Source organism: Pseudomonas sp. P1.8 (genome assembly GCF_001269805.1).
Taxonomy (GTDB): Bacteria; Pseudomonadota; Gammaproteobacteria; order Pseudomonadales; family Pseudomonadaceae; genus Aquipseudomonas.
Map to the genome: position 1 here is coordinate 243,339 of NZ_LHVM01000010.1, position 18,603 is coordinate 261,941.

Sequence of the window (18,603 nt, forward strand, 5' to 3'; positions counted from 1 at the left end):
TTTTTGTAGAGGGGCGGGCAGCAAAAAATTTAATGAGGGGGTAGTGGGTGAGTAGTCCCATTTAGCGAAAGCGCAGGCGCCGGAAAAATCTTGAAGTGGGTCTCGCTGGCTACACGTTCTGATTTAAATGGACGTTAGTTGGCGTGAAATATTGTAAGGTTCTAACGGACATATTAAAATGTTTCGGATTCAAATGGACCATCAAACTAAGGATTTTGTATGATCAAGAAATGCTTGTTCCCAGCAGCCGGTTACGGTACTCGCTTCCTGCCAGCGACTAAAGCCATGCCTAAAGAAATGCTGCCGGTGGTGAACAAGCCACTGATCCAGTACGGCGTTGAAGAGGCCCTGGATGCGGGCTTGACCGAAATCTCCATCGTCACCGGTCGTGGCAAGCGCGCCCTGGAAGACCATTTCGACATCAGCTATGAACTGGAAAACCAGATCAAGGGCACCGACAAGGAAAAATACCTGGTCGGCATTCGCAAGCTGCTCGACGAGTGCTCGTTCTCCTATACCCGTCAGACCGAAATGAAAGGCCTGGGCCATGCGATTCTGACTGGCCGTCCGCTGATTGGCGACGAACCGTTCGCCGTGGTGCTCGCGGACGACCTGTGCGTCAACCTCGACGGTGACGGCGTGCTGACCCAGATGGTCAAGCTGTACAAGCAGTTCCGCTGCTCGATCGTGGCCATCCAGGAAGTCGACCCGCAAGAGACCAACAAGTACGGCGTGATCGCTGGCGAGATGATCCGCGACGACATCTACCGTGTCCACAGCATGGTTGAAAAGCCAAAGCCTGAAGATGCACCGTCAAACCTGGCCATCATCGGCCGCTACATCCTGACCCCGGACATCTTCGACCTGATCGAACAGACCGAGCCAGGCAAGGGTGGCGAAATCCAGATCACCGACGCCCTGATGAAACAAGCCCAGAACGGTTGTGTGATGGCCTACAAGTTCAAAGGCAAGCGTTTCGACTGCGGCGGCGCTGAAGGTTACATCGACGCGACCAATTTCTGCTTCGAGAACTTCTACAAGACAGGCAAGGCTTACTGATAGCGCTTGAGCTGCTTGTGTTGAACTCGCCTCCACTGTCTGTTTAAAACCAGACGGATGAAGGCCCAGGCAAACGCCCCGACTTGTTCGGGGCGTTTGCTTTTGTGCGAGCCAAAAGGCAAAGCATTTCAGCCATCTGCATTTTCAGATCTGTCCTACATCAAATCTTTTTCCGCTTTGTTAGCGTGCTCCGCAATTCGAACTTGATCAGGCTAGGTATGGCTTGGGCATTGTGTTTGTCTCCTTTCAGAGATTCAGGACAAACCTGGTTCGCGCCGGCCAACATTGCCGAAAAGGAGCTGTATGAGCGCAGATAGACTGGCGATGGTCGATCGCCTGGCACAGGCCGACCGTGCCGCCAAGGCGATGCCGCATGAAGATATCAATAGCCCCTTGACCCCTTGCCCGGCCCACCAGCCGGTACTGTTCGTGGTGCCGGTGCGTTATGCCCTGGGGGAAGAAAACGCCACCCAGGCCTGCTGCCAGCCCGGGGTTGGCACGCAGAGTCATCCCCTGGCGACACGGCGCCTGCGGGCCGGTTTTCTCTACCTGTGGCAAAACAACGGTCCGTTGAAACGCTATGCGGTCGCGGCAGATGGTTTGCTCAGCGAGCAAGCGCTGGAGGACGAGACGACCCTCTTGCAGAAGGGTAACGTGGCGGGGCTGGCCCTGGAAAAAATCCACGACGCCTGGATGCTCTACAGCGAGTTCCCGCTGAACGCCGAGCACTGCCAGTCGCTGAGCGACAGCCATGCCCAGCGCGCAGCGCACATGCGCCACGTGGCCTTGCGCACGGTGGCCGACGAGCTGCAAGCGCCCCATTGCCCGCCGCTGGCGAGCGCCGATCAAGTGCTGGCCGAACTCATCCCGGACACCTATGCCCGGTCGATGAAAGCGGATCAAAAACAGGGCGGTGAAGACACCGGCGCGCTGGGCGCCACGGCGATGAAAGCCCCGACCCCGGCCAACATCAAGGCCTACACCGACGCCATGCACCGCGCCCGTGAGCGCGAACGTATCCTCGCCGAGTACCCCGACGCCAGCGATCAGCCGCCGGGTCAGTGGAGTGCCGAGCCGTGGGACGGGCAGGGCACCCGGGACTGGCTGGACCGCGCCAGATCCCAGGCTGGGCCCTTGTTCAGCGTGTTCGCCTGCCTGGACGACGATCTGGGCGTGCTGCGGGACATCAACCATGAGCAAGAGTGGCTGGAGGCGCGTCACGAACAGTGGCTGGGCGACAACAACTTGCGCCTGAGCATCGGCGGGTTCATTCGCAGCCTGATCAGCGAAGACGGCGCCGAGCTGGCCGGCACGCTCAGCTACCGATACAAGGATCGCGACATCAGCCTCACGCCCGAGCAGGGCGAGGTGATGCTCAAGGCCCAGCACCGGCTGGATGAGGAACTCAAGGCCGAAACCCGTGCCCGCCAGTACGGCGGCCAGCCCACACAGGCCGAGGCGGCCGCCCGCGATGCGCGCATCGCCGCCATCGTCGCCCCGGTGCGGGCGTTTATTCCGGCGGACTTGTACACCGAAGCGGAATTCGTCGTCCGCGAGTACCGCGCGCAAAAGCACGCCAACCTCAACAACCATTTCTTGAGTGATAAAGTCAGCGAGTACATCGACCTCAAGGCGATGAACACCTGGCTCGAAGAGACCGCGCCGGCGCACTACCAGCAGATCGAGCAGCGTCACACCGCGTTGTTCGCCGACCGCGGCCAGTACCTCAAACGCTCGCGCAGCGGCACCTGGTTTGTCGATTACGACGACCTGGAGACCCGCCAGTGGCTGACCGAACTCGCCACCGGCTGCCTGACCGCCCAATGCATCCGCGCCCAGGGGGCCGAACAGTACGCCGACTATGTGCGCGCGGCGGACGTTGGTGCGCTGACGCACCTGTTCAACGCATGGACACCCACGATCGACGCCGCCGTCAATAACGTCAGCCGCCTGGGCGAACTGATGGCGGCACTGGCCGACGACAACCTCAATGCCACGCACCTGGCGCTGGCGCCATTGAGCAAGCCGATCCTGCACGACATCGCGGCCATGGCCCGTGACGTCGGCAGCGCGTGGAGCGTGCTGGTCAAGCGGCTCGCGGCGGCCTTGCTGGTGCTCAAAGGCGATAAAGCCTTCAGCAATGCCTGGCTGGGCATTTTCGTCGCCGCGCGTCTGGGCAGCGATGCGCGCTTGCAGTTCGGCGTCGAAGGGAGCCGGCAGCTGTGGAAACTGCTGGGACAACAGGCCGACGCGTTGGACGGCTGGGTGAAAACCACCGGCAAGGCCATTGGGGCCGGGCGGGTGGAGCGGATCGTCAACTCGCCGGCGGTGGCCAACAGCGGCGGCGTGGTGCCAGTGGCGGCGTTGTTGTTGAACGTGCTGAATGCGCAGAACTATTTGAGCGAGGCTGGGGTGGTGGAGGGGATGGACAGTCGACGGATGTATGACACGGTGTCGGCGACGTTGTATGCGGGGGCGGCGTTGGTGGCGGTGATTGATCATCAGGTGCGGAAGGGGTTGGGGAAGGATAGGTTTCACTTCTTTGGTTCAACTGCGCCGATGCTTACGTTGTTTGGTGGGGTGATTGGTGGGCTATCTGGCGGTGCAGCATTCGCAGAGTTCAGGTCTCTGCAAGTACAGCTGGAAAACGCCCAAAGCCGGGTCGATCCATGGCTGGAGATGCGCCAGAGCGTAGTCGGTGGACAAATCGCGGCCTTTGGCGCCCAAGCGTTGTTAGGGTTTGGCTACACTGCCCGCGCCTTGGCAGGTTCAATAACCGTCGAAACCGCCATCTTGCGCTACACGCTGTACCTGGGGCCGTTGAATTGGCTGATTGCCGTGCTGGGCGTGCTGCACTTGATCACTTGGGTGTTCGAGCAAACCCCGCTGCAAAACTTCCTCAACTTCTGTTGCTGGTCAAAAGCCCGGGCGCTTGACCTGGCCCCCATCGCACCCAAAGCCCAAGAGGAAGAACTCGATAGGCTGTACTTCATCCTGTATGCACCTCGGGTCAGCATGCAAAGCAGCACGGAATCGACCCTGGGTAGTGGCGCGTCGGGCCTTGCCTTCGTCAGCGCCATCGAGGCCCTGACCATCGATTTACCGGGGGCCGAGCCCGGCAGTGCCTACCTGGAGCTGAGCATGATCGGTGATCCCGTGGATACCCAGGCTTACCGCCATCTGATCAAGAACAGCCCCAACCAACATTTCAAGCCGCCGCGTCCCTGGCGGGACATGACGCCGCACTGGCTGGTCAGCAGCGTTTGCGAGTGGATACCGTTCAAGGACGGTCAGGGTCTGCGCCTGAGTGGTCCCTTCAAGGCGCTACGCGATGTCTTGGGCACAACCCCCAGCAGCGTTTCCCTGCGGTTGCGCTATCGCACGCCACTCCTCGCCATGCTCGGCGCCCCGACCTTCATCGGTGGCGAAGCAGGGCTGGCCTTTACCTTGAGCGACAGCACCGGCGTGATCGCGCTGCGGAACGACCCGACGCCTGAGCTGGATCGTGTCCCGCGCTACCGGCTCGGCGAGGATCATCCCGGCGCCTCTTACCTGCAACCCAAGGACAAACCATGAGCACGCCCGAGGCAGGCACCACAAAAAAACGGCTGTTGTCGCGCAATGATTATTTGGCGCCGCTGCCCATCCCTACCGGAGAAAAGCCGTGTGATGTGCTCAACATCATCTGGCGCAAGAACGAGGTGTTTCTGGATGTCGGCAACTACAGCATCGGTTCGGCGGTGATGACCATTTGGCCGGGGGTGATGCTGTTTTTAGCCATGTCTTTTTTTACTCGAAATCTCGACATTGAATTCAGTCAAGAGATTTTGATATTGGGCGCAGTTATTATGGGCATTCCTATCTGTTTGGTAATCCAAGGCCTCTTCCGCGAAGTCCCCTTACCCATACGCTTCAACCGCCAACGCCGCGAAGTCTGCGTCCCACGCGATAACGGCGAATACTGGCTCGTCCCCTGGGAAAGCGTGACCGCCGCCGCCACACAGCACTCTTCCGTCAGCCAGGCTGGCCGCAACACGATGGGCTTGCTGGTCATCGGCTTCGAGAATCCGGATCCCCACGCCGAGGAAGACAACAAGCACTTTTCGCTGGGTTTCAACTGCGGCGGCGGCACCACGGCGATGGCGTTGTGGGAGTGCATGCGCAGCTACATGGAGATCGGGCCGGCAGCAGCGCCGGAGGCGGCTGCGCTCAACTCGGGAGCGAACCTGCGCTACTACATCGATTACATGAGCGACAAGGCCAAAGAGCGCGGTTGGATTTTGACGCTGTTGTGGGAGGGCGTGTTCGGCGTATTCATCTTCAATGCTCCTCTCGCCACCTATCTGCAAAGGAAAAAGCTGTACCCACCGCCCGACCTGCTCTATCCCGACATCATCGAATGGTCCAAACCACTCCCCCCGGAACAATGGGCCAAACCCTCCCCGAAACTCGAAGCCGCCATCGCCAAACGCGAGGCTGAGCTCGCTAGCCCGCAAGAGCGAGAGCCGGCGTGACGACAAATCCTCAAGGCCGGTTGCCCGGCAGCGTTTCCCTGCGGTTGCGCTATCGCACGCCACTCCTCGCCATGCTCGGCGCCCCGACCTTCATCGGTGGCGAAGCAGGGCTGGCCTTTACCTTGAGCGACAGCACCGGCGTGATCGCGCTGCGGAACGACCCGACGCCTGAGCTGGATCGTGTCCCGCGCTACCGGCTCGGCGAAGATCATCCCGGCGCCTCTTACCTGCAACCCAAGGACAAACCATGAGCACGCCCGAGGCAGGCACCACAAAAAAACGGCTGTTGTCGCGCAATGATTATTTGGCGCCGCTGCCCATCCCTACCGGAGAAAAGCCGTGTGATGTGCTCAACATCATCTGGCGCAAGAACGAGGTGTTTCTGGATGTCGGCAACTACAGCATCGGTTCGGCGGTAATGGTGCTATGGCCGATGGTGATGCTGTTTTTAATCATGGCGTACTTCACACGAAATATCGCCTCTGGAGATTTTAGCCAAGACATATTGATAGCTGGCTCAATCATCACTGGCATCCCAGCGCTGTTTCTGATCCAAGGCCTCTTCCGCGAAGTCCCCCTACCCATACGCTTCAACCGCCAACGCCGCGAAGTCTGTGTCCCACGCGATAACGGCGAATACTGGCTCGCCCCCTGGGAAAGCGTGACCGCCGCCGCCACTCAGCACTCTTCCGTCAGCCAGGCTGGCCGCAACACGATGGGCTTGCTGGTCATCGGCTTCGAGAATCCGGATCCCCACGCCGAGGAAGACAACAAGCACTTTTCGCTGGGCTTCCACTGCGGCGGCGGCACCACGGCGATGGCGTTGTGGGAGTGCATGCGCAGCTACATGGAGATCGGGCTGCAAGTTCTCCCGTTAACCAATGATTTTGAAGGGGAGCGAGAGAGACTGCGTGGAAGGAATGTTTTCTGGGGTGTTTTCTGTGACTACTTGAATGGCATCAGACAACATCTGGCAGCCTGGGAAATTGACAAGGCATTGTGGCTTATCATCGGCGCCGTACTGTTCGGGGCACCGCTGGCAATGATGCTGCAAGCGTGGAAATTGTCACCGCCACCCGCGTTGAGCCACCCCGACATCATCGAATGGTCCAAACCACTCCCCCCGGAACAATGGGCCAAACGCTCCCCGGAACTGGAAGCCGCCATCGCCAAACGCGAGGCTGAGCTCGCTACCCAGCAAGAGCGAGAGCCGGCTTGACAACACCCGCCAGAATCCAAAAAAAACCCCGCAAAAGCGGGGCAATAAGGGGTGCAGCAGTCATGCTTTAGGACGTTTATCCAACACGTGGCAAGCCTTGCCTTCCGATCGCTTGATCGAATGGAGCGGCTGCAAAACGATCCGTGAACTGATCCCGATGTACGTCTTGATGTGCTTGCTCAACTCCCCGCAAACAGCCTTCTGCTGTTCATCGCTCAGGTGCTGGTGCTCAGCCTTGAGTTCGACATGCACATCAACGCTGTCCAGGTTGCCATTGCGATACAGATGAATCTCGTAGCACTCGGCAAGTTGTTTGACTTTCAGTACCTGCTCCTCGATCTGCGTCGGGAACACGTTGACGCCGCGGATGATCAGCATGTCATCGCTGCGCCCGGTGATCTTGTCGATGCGTCGCATCGGCCGTGCAGTACCCGGCAGCAGTCGCGTCAGGTCGCGGGTGCGGTAGCGGATCATTGGCAGGGCTTCTTTGCTCAGGGAGGTGAACACCAGTTCGCCCATCTGCCCGTCCGGCAGCACTTCGCCGGTGATCGGGTCGATGATTTCCGGGTAGAAGTGGTCTTCCCAGATGGTCGGGCCGTCTTTGGTTTCGGCGCATTCCATCGCCACACCCGGCCCCATGATTTCCGACAGACCGTAGATGTCGAGGGCGGTGATGCCCAGGCGGTTCTCGATGGCGCTGCGCAGTTCGGCGGTCCAGGGTTCGGCGCCGAAGATGCCCAGACGCAGGGCCAGTTTGTGCGGGTCGATGCCCTGACGCTCGATTTCATCGGCGATGTTGAGCATGTAGGACGGCGTGACCATGATGATGTCCGGCTGGAAATCCTTGATCAGCTGCACCTGTTTTTCGGTCTGGCCGCCGGACATCGGGATCACCGTGCAGCCCAGGCGTTCGGCACCGTAATGGGCGCCGAGGCCACCGGTGAACAGGCCGTAGCCATAGGAAATGTGCACCTTGTCGCCACGGCGGCCACCGGCGGCGCGGATCGAACGCGCCACCACGTTGGCCCAGGTGTCGATGTCGTTCTGGGTGTAGCCGACCACGGTCGGTTTGCCGGTGGTGCCGCTGGACGCGTGCAGGCGCACGATGTCGTTCATCGGCACGGCAAACATGCCGTAGGGGTAGTTGTCGCGCAGGTCGGACTTGGTGGTGAAGGGGAACTTCGCCAGGTCGTCCAGGGACTTGATGTCGTCCGGGTGCACGCCCAGCGCATCGAAACGCTGACGGTACAGCGGCACGTTGTTGTAGGCGTGGTTCAGGCTCCAGCGCAGGCGCTCCAGCTGATGCTGGCGCAGCTCGTCGATGCTGGCGGTTTCCAGCGGGTCCAGCACAGGATTGAGCTCTGCTTGGGCTATTGGCATGTTCATGTGTTCACTCGAATTGTTTTTGTGTTCCAGCCCTTTTGCACAAGGGCTTTGAGTGCATGTCCCAAGGATACCTCTCGGCTCCTCGGGAATCGCGATTCTTTAGTGGGATAGACGTTCGATGATCAGCGCGATCCCTTGGCCGACGCCGATGCACATGGTGCACAGGGCGTAGCGGCCATTACGTTCCTCCAGCTCATGCAGGGCGGTGGTCACCAAGCGCGCGCCGCTCATGCCCAATGGATGGCCCAGGGCAATGGCGCCGCCGTTGGGGTTGACTCGCGGGTCGGTGTCGCTCAGGCCCAGTTCACGCAACACGGCAAGGCCTTGGGCGGCGAAGGCTTCGTTGAGTTCGATCACGTCCATGTCGGCCAGGCTCAGGTTGGCTACTTCCAGCACTTTGCGCGTAGCCGGGACTGGGCCGATGCCCATGATCCGTGGTTCGACGCCAGCGGTGGCCATGGCGACAACGCGGCCCCGGGCGGTCAATCCGTGTCGTTTGGCGGCTTCGGGGCTGGCCAGCAGCAGCGCGCAGGCGCCGTCGTTAACGCCAGAAGCGTTGCCGGCGGTGATGCTGCCGCCTTCGCGGAATGGCGTGCCGAGTTTGGCCAGTTGCTCAAGGGTGGTGTCGCCGCGCGGGTGTTCGTCGTGCTCGACCACTTTGGCCGGGCCTTTGCGCTGGGGAATTTCCACCGCGACGATTTCCTTGGCCAGGCGTCCATTGGCCTGGGCGGCAGCAGCACGTTGCTGGCTGCGCAGGGCGAAGGCGTCCTGGTCGGCTCGGGAAATGTTGAATTGTGCGGCGACGTTTTCCGCCGTTTCCGGCATGGAGTCGATGCCGTAGGCCTTTTTCATCAGCGGGTTGACGAAGCGCCAGCCGATGGTGGTGTCGAAGATCTCGGCCGACCGGGAAAACGCCTGCTCGGCCTTGCCCATCACCAGCGGTGCGCGGGACATGGATTCAACGCCGCCCACCAGCATCAGCCCGGTTTCGCCGCTGCGAATGGCCCGGGCGGCGGTGCCGATGGCATCCAGCCCGGAGCCGCACAGGCGGTTGAGGGTGGTGCCCGGCACACTGACCGGCAGCCCGGCCAGCAACGCCGACATACGCGCCACGTTGCGGTTGTCTTCGCCGGCCTGGTTGGCGCAGCCGTAGATCACGTCGTCGACGCTGCTCCAGTCCACTTGCGGGTGACGGCGCAGCAATTCACGCAACGGCACCGCGCCGAGGTCGTCGGCACGCACGCCGCTCAGGACGCCGGCGTAGCGGCCAATCGGGGTGCGGACTGCGTCGATGATCAGGGCGTCATTCATTCGGATTCTCCCGCGTCAGCACCGGGCCGCGCACTTTGTAGGATTTGCCATGGAACAGGGCGATCAACTGGCCCTGCTGATTTTCAATGCGTACGTCGTAGTTGCCGGTGCGCCCGGAGCGGCTTTGTTCAATGCAGTCGGCGTTCAGTGTGTCGCCCAGGCGAGCTGGGGCGATGTAATCGATGCTGCAACCAATGGCCACGGTCGCTTCGTTGTAGCTGTTGCAGGCAAAGGCGAATGCCGAGTCGGCGAGGGCGAACAGGTAGCCGCCGTGGCAGGTGCCGTGGCCCTGGACCATGTCGGCCCGCACGGTCATGCCCACGCGGGCGCAGCCGGGACCGGCCGAGAGCAGGCGCATGCCCATCCCCAGGCTGGCGGCGTCACGCTGGAGCAAGGCCTGGGCGCATTCGCTGGCCAACGTCATGGCTTCATGGTTAGTCATGGAAGTTTCTCCCTTCGGCGACGCGACGGCGCAGCAGCAGCGACGGCCGGTAGCGTTCTTCGCCGTAACTGGCTTGCAGGTTTTCCAGGGTTTGAAGAATGTGCGGCAGGCCGACGGCATCGGCCCAGGCCAGCGGCCCCTGTGGATAATTGACCCCGGCGCGCATCGCCAGATCGATGTCGGCGGCGCAGGCCACGCCTTGCAGCAGCGCGTCGGCCGCTTCGTTGGCGAGCATCGCCACGGTGCGCAGGACGGCGAGGGCAGGGCTGTCACTGAGCAGGCTGACTTTGCAACCAGCCCGCTGCAACAGGGCGACGCCTTGTTCGAGTGCGACCGGATCGATGCCAGCCGAGTGGCTGATGGCGATGCGTTTGGCCTGTGCATAATCCGCCGCCAGATCCAGCAGGATCAGGTTGCGCAGTCCATCTTCCCTGGCGCGCTGGCAGGCCATGCGCCCGTCACTCAGGGCCATTACGGCATCGCCGACTCGCAGCAAGCCTTGCCCGTCACGCCGGATGATTTCGATGCCGTGTTCCTGCAAGCGTGGAATCAGGCCTTGGGCGATGCCCAGATCACCTTCGATCACGCAAGCCTGGATGGCCGCATCGCTGCTGATTTCGGCAGGCTGCGGCCGCACCGCGCCCTGTGCATAACTGTAGAAGCCCTGACCGCTCTTGCGTCCAAAGCGTCCACCGTCCACCAGCTCTTTCTGGATTAGCGACGGCAGGAAGCGAGTGTCCTGGTAATAGGCATCGAACACCGAACAGGTCACGGCGTAGTTGACGTCGTGGCCGATCAAATCGGTCAGCTCGAAGGCGCCCATGGCAAAGCCGCCGGCCTCGCGCATCAACGCATCCAGTGTCGGGCAGTCGGCCGCGCCTTCCTGAAGCATCCGCAGGCTTTCGGCATAGAACGGCCGTGCCACGCGGTTGACGATAAAGCCCGGTGTGGAGCGGGTGTGCACCGGTTTTTTGCCCCAGGCCTTGGCGGTGTCGTACAGGCATTCGGCGAGTGCCGGATCGCTGGCCAGACCGGAGACGATTTCCACCAGCGCCATGACCGGTGCCGGGTTGAAAAAGTGCAGGCCGAGCAGGCGTTCTGGATATTCGAGTTGTGCGCCAATGCTGGTGATCGACAGCGAAGAGGTATTGCTTGCGAGGATGCAATGCTTGCCGCAGATGGCTTCGAGCTGGCGGAACAGGGCGCGCTTGACCTCAAGGTTCTCGACGATGGCTTCGATGATCAGGTCGCAATCGGCCAGGGCTTCGATGGCCTGCGCCGCTTGCAGACGTGCAATCGTCGCGCTGCGCGATTCGGCCGACAGCTTGCCGCTCTCGACTCGTTTGCCCAGTTGCCGGTCGATGCCTTCAATCGCTTGCGCAGCAGCGCCGGGACGATTGTCCAGCAGAAGCACCGGGTGCCCGGCCTGTGCCGCGACCTGGGCAATGCCCGCGCCCATGGCGCCGGCGCCGATCACCGCAATGCGTGCAGAAATGTTCAGTGCGGTCATGACTCAGCGTCCCTTGAAGCTTGGGGTGCGTTTTTCCATGAAGGCGCCGACACCTTCGCGGTAGTCCTCGCTGCGCCCGGCCAGGCGTTGCAGGTCGCGTTCCAGCTCCAGCTGTTCGTCGAAACTGTTGCTCATGCTGGCGTTGAGGCTGCGTTTGATCAGCGCCAGGCCGTAGGTCGGCTGAGTCGCCAGATGGCGGGCCAGTTTCAAGGCTTCGTCGCGCAATTGGGCGTCGTCCACGCACTGGTAAATCAAGCCCCATTGCTCGGCTTGTTCGGCGCTCAGACGGCTGCCCAGCAGGGTCAATGCCTTGGCGCGGGCCATGCCGACAAGGCGCGGCAGGGTCCAGGTGCCACCGGAATCAGGGACCAGGCCGATCTTGCAGAACGCCTGGATGAAGCTCGCCGAACGCGCCGCCAGCACCAGGTCGCAAGCCAGCGCAATGTTGGCGCCAGCCCCGGCCGCAACGCCGTTGACCGCGCAGATCACCGGCATTGGCAGGTCGCGCAGTTGGCGGATCAACGGGTTGTAGAACTTCTCGATGGACTCGCCCAGGTCCGGCACGGCGCTGCCCGGCGCGACATTGCGGTCGCTCAGATCCTGGCCGGCGCAGAAGCCGCGGCCTTCACCGGTCAGCAATAACACACGCACGTCCGGGTTCTGCCGCACTTGCTTGAGCGCTTCTTTGACTTCGCCATGCATCTGGGTGTTGAAGCTGTTGAGCTGCTCCGGCCGATTGAGGCTGAGCAGGGCGACGCCGGCGTCGATGGAAAACAGGATGTGTTCGAAGTTCATGGTCTTGGCGTTCTCTTGGCAGTCGTTCGAATTCGGATGTCGTTGGCCGCTTTATTGCCCGGTGAAAGTCGGGCTGCGCTTTTCCTGGAAGGCTGCAATGCCCTCGTCGCGGTCGCGGGTGCCGGCCAGCACGGTGAAGGCGTGACGCTCGAAACGCAGGCCGCTGGCCAGGTCGGTGTCCATGGCCTTGAGCAGTGCTTCCTTGGCCAGGCGCGCTGCCAGCGGTGCCTTGGCCGCAATGCTGCGGGCGATGTACAGGGCGCGCTCGACGGTGAATTCCGGTTGCGTCACTTCGCTGACCAGCCCGGCGCGCTGGGCCTGGCGGGCGTCGATTGCCTCGCCGGTCAGGACCATCTGCATGGCCATGGATTTTCCGACGGCGCGCAGCAAGCGTTGGGTACCACCGGCGCCGGGCATGATCCCGAGGTTGATTTCCGGTTGCCCGAAGCGGGCATCTTCGCCAGCGATAATGATGTCGGCGTGCATTGCCAGTTCGCAGCCACCACCGAGGGCGAAGCCGTTGACGGCGGCGATGAGCGGTTTGCTGAAGCGGGTGATGGTTTGCCACGAAGCCTGGCGCGGGTCGTCGAGGATGCCGACCAGATTGCGCTCGGCCATTTCCTTGATGTCAGCCCCGGCGGCGAAGGCCTTGCGGCTACCGGTGAGGACCACGGCGCGGGTGTCGGGGTCGGCCTGCGCGGTGCTTAGCTCAGTGGCCAGTTCGCCCAGTAACTCGGTGGTCAGAGCGTTCAGGGCTTGCGGGCGCTGCAGGGTAATCAGGCGGACGCCAGGCTCGATCAATTCGACGGCAAGGGTCAGAGGCATGGCGATGCTCTCACGGTTCACGCTCGGCGTGGCGCCGGCTCGTTATTGGATCGGCCGCAGGGGCCGGTTTTGCCGAAGTATAGCTATAACGTGATACGTAAAAGCAATGCTGAAATGTATTTAATGTGTCTTATTGGGGGGTGTTTGTATTTCATTGTGGCCTGTTGAAGGGGTGGATTTAGTGGATTTGGTCCTGAATATATTGGGGTTTATGGCGGTTTTTGGGGCGAATTGGCATTCGTCGGAAAGGTGCATTTCAAGTGATACGCTTTTTAATCTTTGTGATGTTAAAAGTGATGTGATACAAAATGAGTCATTATCCGCATCGCTTTGTGAAGGAGCCGTCCATGACCTGCTACAGCCTTGATGGCCTGACCCCGGTGGTTGACCCGAGTGCTTATGTGCATCCGTCCGCCGTGTTGATCGGTGACGTGATCATCGGCCCGCATTGTTATGTCGGGCCGCTGGCGAGCTTGCGCGGTGACTTTGGGCGGATCGTGCTGGAGGAAGGCGCCAACCTGCAGGACACCTGCGTGATGCACGGTTTTCCCGACAGCGATACCGTGGTCGAACGCAACGGCCACATCGGCCATGGCGCGGTGCTGCACGGTTGTCGGATCGGGGCCGACGTGTTGGTTGGCATGAATGCGGTGGTGATGGACAACGCGCGGATTGGCGCACGCTCGTTCGTGTCGGCGGCTGCCTTCGTCAAGGCCGGTTTCGAATGCCCGGAGCAGTCGCTGGTCATGGGCGCCCCGGCCAGCGTCAAACGCACCCTCAGCGATCAGGAAGTCGCGTGGAAGCTGGCTGGCACCCGGGAGTATCAGCAACTGGCCCAGCGTTGCCTGACACAGATGCACGTCTGCGAACCGTTGAGCGAACCGGAGCCGGATCGCCCGCGGATCAGTGACAGCGGGTTGCGGCCCAAAGGCAGCAGCCTGTGAACACAGAGCCCCAGTAGGAGCCGGCTTGCTGGCGAAGCTGTGTCAGCTACCTTGGTGTCGACTGACACACCATCGCCAGCAAGCCGGCTCCTACAAGGGATTGGTCTTAACCAGTTGGCTTTCGGTATATTCCTTTTCTTTTTTCGCACGGAACGCCCATGTCGTCCCTGACGCCCTTGAACCATCTGATTACCCGCTTCCAGGAGCAGACGCCGATCCGCGCCAGCTCCTTGATCATCACGTTGTACGGGGATGCCATCGAACCCCATGGCGGCACTGTCTGGCTGGGCAGCCTGATTCAGCTGCTCGAACCGATCGGCATCAATGAACGGTTGATCCGCACCTCGATTTTCCGCCTGACCAAGGAAGGCTGGCTGACCGCCGAAAAAGTCGGTCGTCGCAGCTACTACAGCCTGACGGGCACCGGCCGTCGCCGTTTCGACAAGGCCTTCAAGCGGGTCTACAGCACGACGATGCCGGCCTGGGATGGTTCCTGGTGCCTGGTGATGCTGTCGCAACTGACCCCGGACAAGCGCAAGCAAGTGCGCGAGGAGCTGGAATGGCAAGGCTTCGGCGCGATTTCGCCGGTGGTGCTGGCGTGCCCGCGCAGCGATCGTTCCGACGTCAACGCGACGCTGCTCGACCTCGGCGCCCAGGAAGACACCATCGTTTTCGAAACCACCGCCCAGGACGTACTGGCCTCCAAGGCGCTGCGCCTGCAAGTGCGCGAGAGCTGGAACATCGAAGAGCTGGCGACCCATTACAGCGAGTTCATCCAGCTGTTCCGTCCGTTGTGGCAGGCACTTCGCGAACAGGAAAACCTGCAACCGGCCGACTGCTTTCTGGCGCGGATCCTGCTGATTCACGAATACCGCAAACTGCTGCTGCGCGACCCGCAACTGCCGGATGAATTGCTGCCCGGCGATTGGGAAGGCCGCGCCGCCCGGCAGTTGTGCCGCAACATTTACCGTCTGATTTACGCCAAGGCCGAAGAGTGGCTCAACAGCGCACTGGAAACGGCCGATGGTCCGCTACCGGATGTCGGTGAAAGTTTCTATCGGCGTTTCGGCGGACTGAAGTAACACGTCATTGTTCAGGGAGCGGTGCGGTTCAGGAGACTTGAAGCATCCCGATGTCGTGTGGATTGACGTAGACAATAAAAATAAGCCTGCGTGAGGCCTGACATGATTTTTACCACTGCACAGCGCCATGATGGGTTCGATCAATGGATCCATCAGATCAACCAGATCTGTGGCGCCTTCAACGCACAGCCCCTGGGTAGCGAGTTTGCCGGGCGCATCCGCGAATACCAGAGCGACGCGCTCAGGCTCAGTTTCGTCGACGTGTGCCAGGCCCGACTGTTTCGCACACCCCAGGAAGTCGCGGCGGGCGAGGGCGGCAAGTACTTTGCGGTGTTCCAGCTCGAAGGCTCGGCGGGCATGGCCCAGGGTGACGACAAGGTGTTGCTGGCGCCCGGCGACATCACACTGATCGATGCCGCACGGCCCAGCGATTTCACCTACAGCGAAAACTCCCGACAGTTGTCGCTGATCCTGCCGCATCAAGTGGTCGAACAAACCCTGCGCTTCAACCAGGTCAAGTGCGGTCACCGGATTGCCGCGTCATCCCCCATCGCGATGTTGTCGCACCGACTGATCCTCGATGCTACCCGCCAGCAGCACCTGACCCGGCAGGAAAGCGAAGCGACCCTGGAAGCGATTGTGAGTCTGCTGCGCCCGGCGATCAGTCAGGGCGAAGAGTGCACCGATGCGCATGAGCGCCTCTTCCGCAAGACCTTGAGCTTCATCGACGCGAACATTCGCTCCGAAGAGTTGTGCCCGGAGTGGCTGGCGCGTGAAATCGGCATGTCCACCCGTGGCCTGTACCGGATGTTTGCCAGGAAGGGGTTGGTGGTGGCGCGTTACATCAAGAACCGCCGCCTGGACTTGTGCGCCGAATCCCTGCGTGGCTTGGGCAAGGAACAGAAGCTGTCGGTGCTGGGGTATTCGTGGGGGTTTTCCGATTCGAGCTACTTCTCCACGGCGTTCAAATCACGCTTCGGCATTGCGCCGGGGGAGTATCGCAAGCGGCATGCGTGATTGTTTGCCTGACGCTGCTTGACCCTGTGGGAGCCGGCTTGCTGGCGAAGGCGGCCTTGAGGTTTGTGTTGTTCTTTCGGCCTTAAAAGATCGCAGCCTTCGGCAGCTCCTACATTGACGGTGTGGAAACCCGATCCTGTAGGAGTTGCCGAAGGCTGCGAGCTTCTTGTGTTTACTTCGGTGCGTTGAGGTTCAAGGTCGGCGTTTCATCGAAGAAGTTCCACGGCTTCAATAGCACATGCACCCACTCCGTCGGCATGATCGGCCATTCCTCGGCACGGGCGATGTGGGTGGTGCCGGTGGTCAGCCAGACCACGTCGTCGGTGTTCTCGATGGACTGGTTGTCCTGGGTGAACTGCCCCAGGCCCGAGTCTTTATCCGAGCGGTTCGGGTACTTGCCTTCCGGGTATTTTTCCTCAGGGTTGTACTGCGTCACCCACAACTGCTTGTCCATGAAATTCAGGCGATGGTAGAGCCATTCATCCTTGCCGAAGTTGGCGCCCTTGGCCACCGGGTGCGTACCGCCGGCATACGGAATCAGCTGATAGGAAACGGTGTTGCCTACCTTGTTTTCCTTGCCGGGGTTGCTCAGCAGGCGCACGGTCGACGGGTCGAATTTCTGCGCCGCTTGCTGCTCGGTGGTGACCACTTTGGTGTCGGTCTGCATGGTACTGGTGCGCGGGCCGCCACGGTCGTTGGGCAACACCACCGGGTTCACTTCAACTAGCGAGTTCTGCTCGCCGTCCACGTCCATATCGAGGCGGAAGTTATAGATGTGCTGGTGCGTGGTGCCGACGATATTGTGGTCCAGCAAGGTGCCGTAGCGGGTATCTTCCTTGGCAGTGTCTTCGTGCATGGTTTTGGACTTCACGCCCTTGACCGCTTCGATGCCGGTCGCCCCGGTGTCGATGCCGATGGTGCCGTTCTGCTGGAAGACCCAGTCGAAGATGTAGTCGTAGTTGCCGACGGTGCTGATCCAGCGCACCACCAGTTCACGACGCTCGGTGCTGAGGTTGGGCTGGCCCATTTCCTGGTGTTTGTATTCCGGGCCGGCATAGCGTTCGAACACCGCCATGGCGCGCGGGATCGCGGTCGGTGCGCCGGTGTAGTCGGCGATAGTGGCGTCCAGCAACACGGCGTTTTCCGGGGCGTCTTTGCCACGGGCAATCGGCGAGGTCAGGGTGCCCATGCCGTAGTCGCCGGAATCGAGATACGCCTTGAAGTACCAGCCCACATCGGGATCGCCGTAAGGCACGATCATGCCGCCCAGCGAGCCTTCGTACATGATTTTGCGTTTCTTGCCCTTGTCGTCATAAGTGACGGTGGACAGGATCGGCCCGACCCGCGAGTCGAGGCGAACGTGGAAATCCCAGTTCTGCCAGTGAATGCTGTTGCCGGTGATGGTGTAGTTCTTGCCTTCGGGCTCGGTGATTTCCAGCGGCTTGACCGCCACGCCTTTGCGTCCGCGGCCGTCATACGGCGTCGGTTTCATCGGCACCGGAATGAGCGCATCGTCTTCGATCTTGATCAGTTTTTTCTGTTCCAGATCGACAATCGCCACCAGACCTTCGATCGGGTGCGCCCAGTAGTTGCCGTCATCGACATTGAGGTAGCTGACGATTTTCAGCAGGCGTTTGTCCTGGGCCAGGCCGTCCTTGCCGTCGAAATAGCCGACGGTCAGCGGCGTGGCTACAACTTTTTTCACGTCATTGATGCCGCGCTTGGCCAGGGCTTGCGCGTATTCCGGACTGGTTTCCACGGCGGTTTGGACCGCGATGAAATCGTCCAGGAGCACCATGCCGTGGGCGCCTTCGATCGGCTTCCAGGACTTGAGCTGTTTGCTGTCCAGGTCTACCAGCGCTTCAATCACATGCTTGCCGTCCAGCACCACAATATTGGCCTGGCGCGGCTGCGTGACGTTTTGTCCGGTGTAGACGAAATTCCACACCTGATCCTTCGGCGGTGTCTTGACCGAGATTTCGGTGAAGCGAAAACCGGGCTTGTAGTTTTCCGATTGCTTGACGATGTCCACCGCTGCCGTGATTTCAGCGGCGCTCAGCGGGTTAAGCGGGCTGGGGCGGGTTTCGACGACAAAGGTCGTGTCCAGTCCGGACTGGAACACCTGATTGATGAAGTCCTTGGACATGAAGGCCGTCTTGTCCTTGAACACCACCGGCACCGTCAGCTCCATACGCTTACCGTTGAGCATGGCCACTTTGCTGTTCGGCTTGACCTTGAGGTAGACCCCGTCCTTGGCGATGGTGAACAGATTGGCATAGTCGTCCCACTTCACCGTGGCGCCAAACTCCTCAAGGCCTGCTTGCAGCGGCACCATTTCGGCGTGACCGCCGTGGGCCTGGGCATTGCTTGCCCAGAAAGGCAGGCCGATGGCGCTCAGGGAGATAGCCAGGGCGAGCCGGGCAAAGGGTGATCTTTTGGGCGACGCTTTGGAGCTGAACATGTGGGAGATCCTGGGAAAAGCCGGGTACGGGCATTCCT

At 61.1% G+C, this 18,603-nt stretch carries 15 protein-coding genes; 8 read left to right on the forward strand and 7 right to left on the reverse strand.

Annotated features, from left to right (window positions below; translation table 11 throughout):
- Nucleotides 1-219: 219 nt before the first annotated feature.
- From galU to AD668_RS09670, 5 genes are all read left to right on the forward strand, one after another.
- Complete coding sequence (gene galU / locus AD668_RS09645; protein WP_053157579.1) at nucleotides 220-1,059, forward strand: UTP--glucose-1-phosphate uridylyltransferase GalU; 840 nt, start codon at nucleotides 220-222, stop codon at nucleotides 1,057-1,059.
- Nucleotides 1,060-1,362: 303 nt separating this feature from the next.
- A complete protein-coding gene (locus AD668_RS09650; protein WP_256220609.1) occupies nucleotides 1,363-4,635 on the forward strand; it encodes a toxin VasX in 3,273 nt (1,090 codons plus the stop codon).
- Complete coding sequence (locus AD668_RS09660; protein ID WP_053157582.1) at nucleotides 4,632-5,573, forward strand: hypothetical protein; 942 nt, start codon at nucleotides 4,632-4,634, stop codon at nucleotides 5,571-5,573. Before AD668_RS09650 ends, AD668_RS09660 begins: the two co-directional genes overlap by 4 nt.
- Entirely contained in the window at nucleotides 5,570-5,824 is a 255-nt protein-coding gene (locus AD668_RS09665) for a hypothetical protein (protein ID WP_053157585.1), read from the forward strand. Before AD668_RS09660 ends, AD668_RS09665 begins: the two co-directional genes overlap by 4 nt.
- Complete coding sequence (locus tag AD668_RS09670; RefSeq protein WP_053157589.1) at nucleotides 5,821-6,792, forward strand: hypothetical protein; 972 nt, start codon at nucleotides 5,821-5,823, stop codon at nucleotides 6,790-6,792. The genes AD668_RS09665 and AD668_RS09670 overlap by 4 nt, the downstream gene beginning before the upstream one ends.
- Before the next feature lie 60 nt (nucleotides 6,793-6,852).
- Here AD668_RS09670 and paaK read toward each other — a convergent pair whose 3' ends face one another.
- From paaK to paaF, 6 genes are all read right to left on the reverse strand, one after another.
- Nucleotides 6,853-8,178 carry a phenylacetate--CoA ligase PaaK gene (gene paaK / locus AD668_RS09675; RefSeq protein WP_053157592.1) on the reverse strand — a complete coding sequence of 442 codons (1,326 nt, stop codon included), beginning with the start codon at nucleotides 8,176-8,178 and terminating at the stop codon, nucleotides 6,853-6,855.
- 99 nt (nucleotides 8,179-8,277) lie between these two features.
- Complete coding sequence (pcaF, locus tag AD668_RS09680; protein WP_053157595.1) at nucleotides 8,278-9,489, reverse strand: 3-oxoadipyl-CoA thiolase; 1,212 nt, start codon at nucleotides 9,487-9,489, stop codon at nucleotides 8,278-8,280.
- Complete coding sequence (gene paaI / locus AD668_RS09685) at nucleotides 9,482-9,931, reverse strand: hydroxyphenylacetyl-CoA thioesterase PaaI (RefSeq protein ID WP_053157598.1); 450 nt, start codon at nucleotides 9,929-9,931, stop codon at nucleotides 9,482-9,484. The genes pcaF and paaI overlap by 8 nt, the downstream gene beginning before the upstream one ends.
- Complete coding sequence (gene paaH, locus AD668_RS09690) at nucleotides 9,924-11,441, reverse strand: 3-hydroxyacyl-CoA dehydrogenase PaaH (protein ID WP_053157600.1); 1,518 nt, start codon at nucleotides 11,439-11,441, stop codon at nucleotides 9,924-9,926. Before paaH ends, paaI begins: the two co-directional genes overlap by 8 nt.
- Nucleotides 11,442-11,444: 3 nt before the next feature.
- A complete protein-coding gene (gene paaG / locus AD668_RS09695; RefSeq protein ID WP_053157604.1) occupies nucleotides 11,445-12,236 on the reverse strand; it encodes a 2-(1,2-epoxy-1,2-dihydrophenyl)acetyl-CoA isomerase PaaG in 792 nt (263 codons plus the stop codon).
- A gap of 51 nt (nucleotides 12,237-12,287) precedes the next feature.
- Nucleotides 12,288-13,061, reverse strand: coding sequence for a 2,3-dehydroadipyl-CoA hydratase PaaF (paaF, locus tag AD668_RS09700; RefSeq protein ID WP_053158000.1), 774 nt, complete (start codon nucleotides 13,059-13,061; stop codon nucleotides 12,288-12,290).
- A 347-nt stretch (nucleotides 13,062-13,408) separates the two neighbouring features.
- Between paaF and paaY the strand changes: the two genes are divergently transcribed.
- The 3 genes from paaY (at nucleotide 13,409) to feaR (ending at nucleotide 16,104) form a co-directional block, all read left to right on the forward strand.
- Nucleotides 13,409-14,005 carry a phenylacetic acid degradation protein PaaY gene (paaY, locus tag AD668_RS09705; protein WP_053157607.1) on the forward strand — a complete coding sequence of 199 codons (597 nt, stop codon included), beginning with the start codon at nucleotides 13,409-13,411 and terminating at the stop codon, nucleotides 14,003-14,005.
- 158 nt (nucleotides 14,006-14,163) lie between these two features.
- Entirely contained in the window at nucleotides 14,164-15,087 is a 924-nt protein-coding gene (paaX, locus tag AD668_RS09710) for a phenylacetic acid degradation operon negative regulatory protein PaaX (RefSeq protein WP_053157610.1), read from the forward strand.
- Nucleotides 15,088-15,189: 102 nt separating this feature from the next.
- Complete coding sequence (gene feaR / locus AD668_RS09715; RefSeq protein WP_053157613.1) at nucleotides 15,190-16,104, forward strand: transcriptional regulator FeaR; 915 nt, start codon at nucleotides 15,190-15,192, stop codon at nucleotides 16,102-16,104.
- Nucleotides 16,105-16,276: 172 nt separating this feature from the next.
- Here feaR and tynA read toward each other — a convergent pair whose 3' ends face one another.
- A complete protein-coding gene (gene tynA, locus AD668_RS09720; RefSeq protein ID WP_053157617.1) occupies nucleotides 16,277-18,565 on the reverse strand; it encodes a primary-amine oxidase in 2,289 nt (762 codons plus the stop codon).
- Between the last annotated feature and the right edge of the window lie 38 nt (nucleotides 18,566-18,603).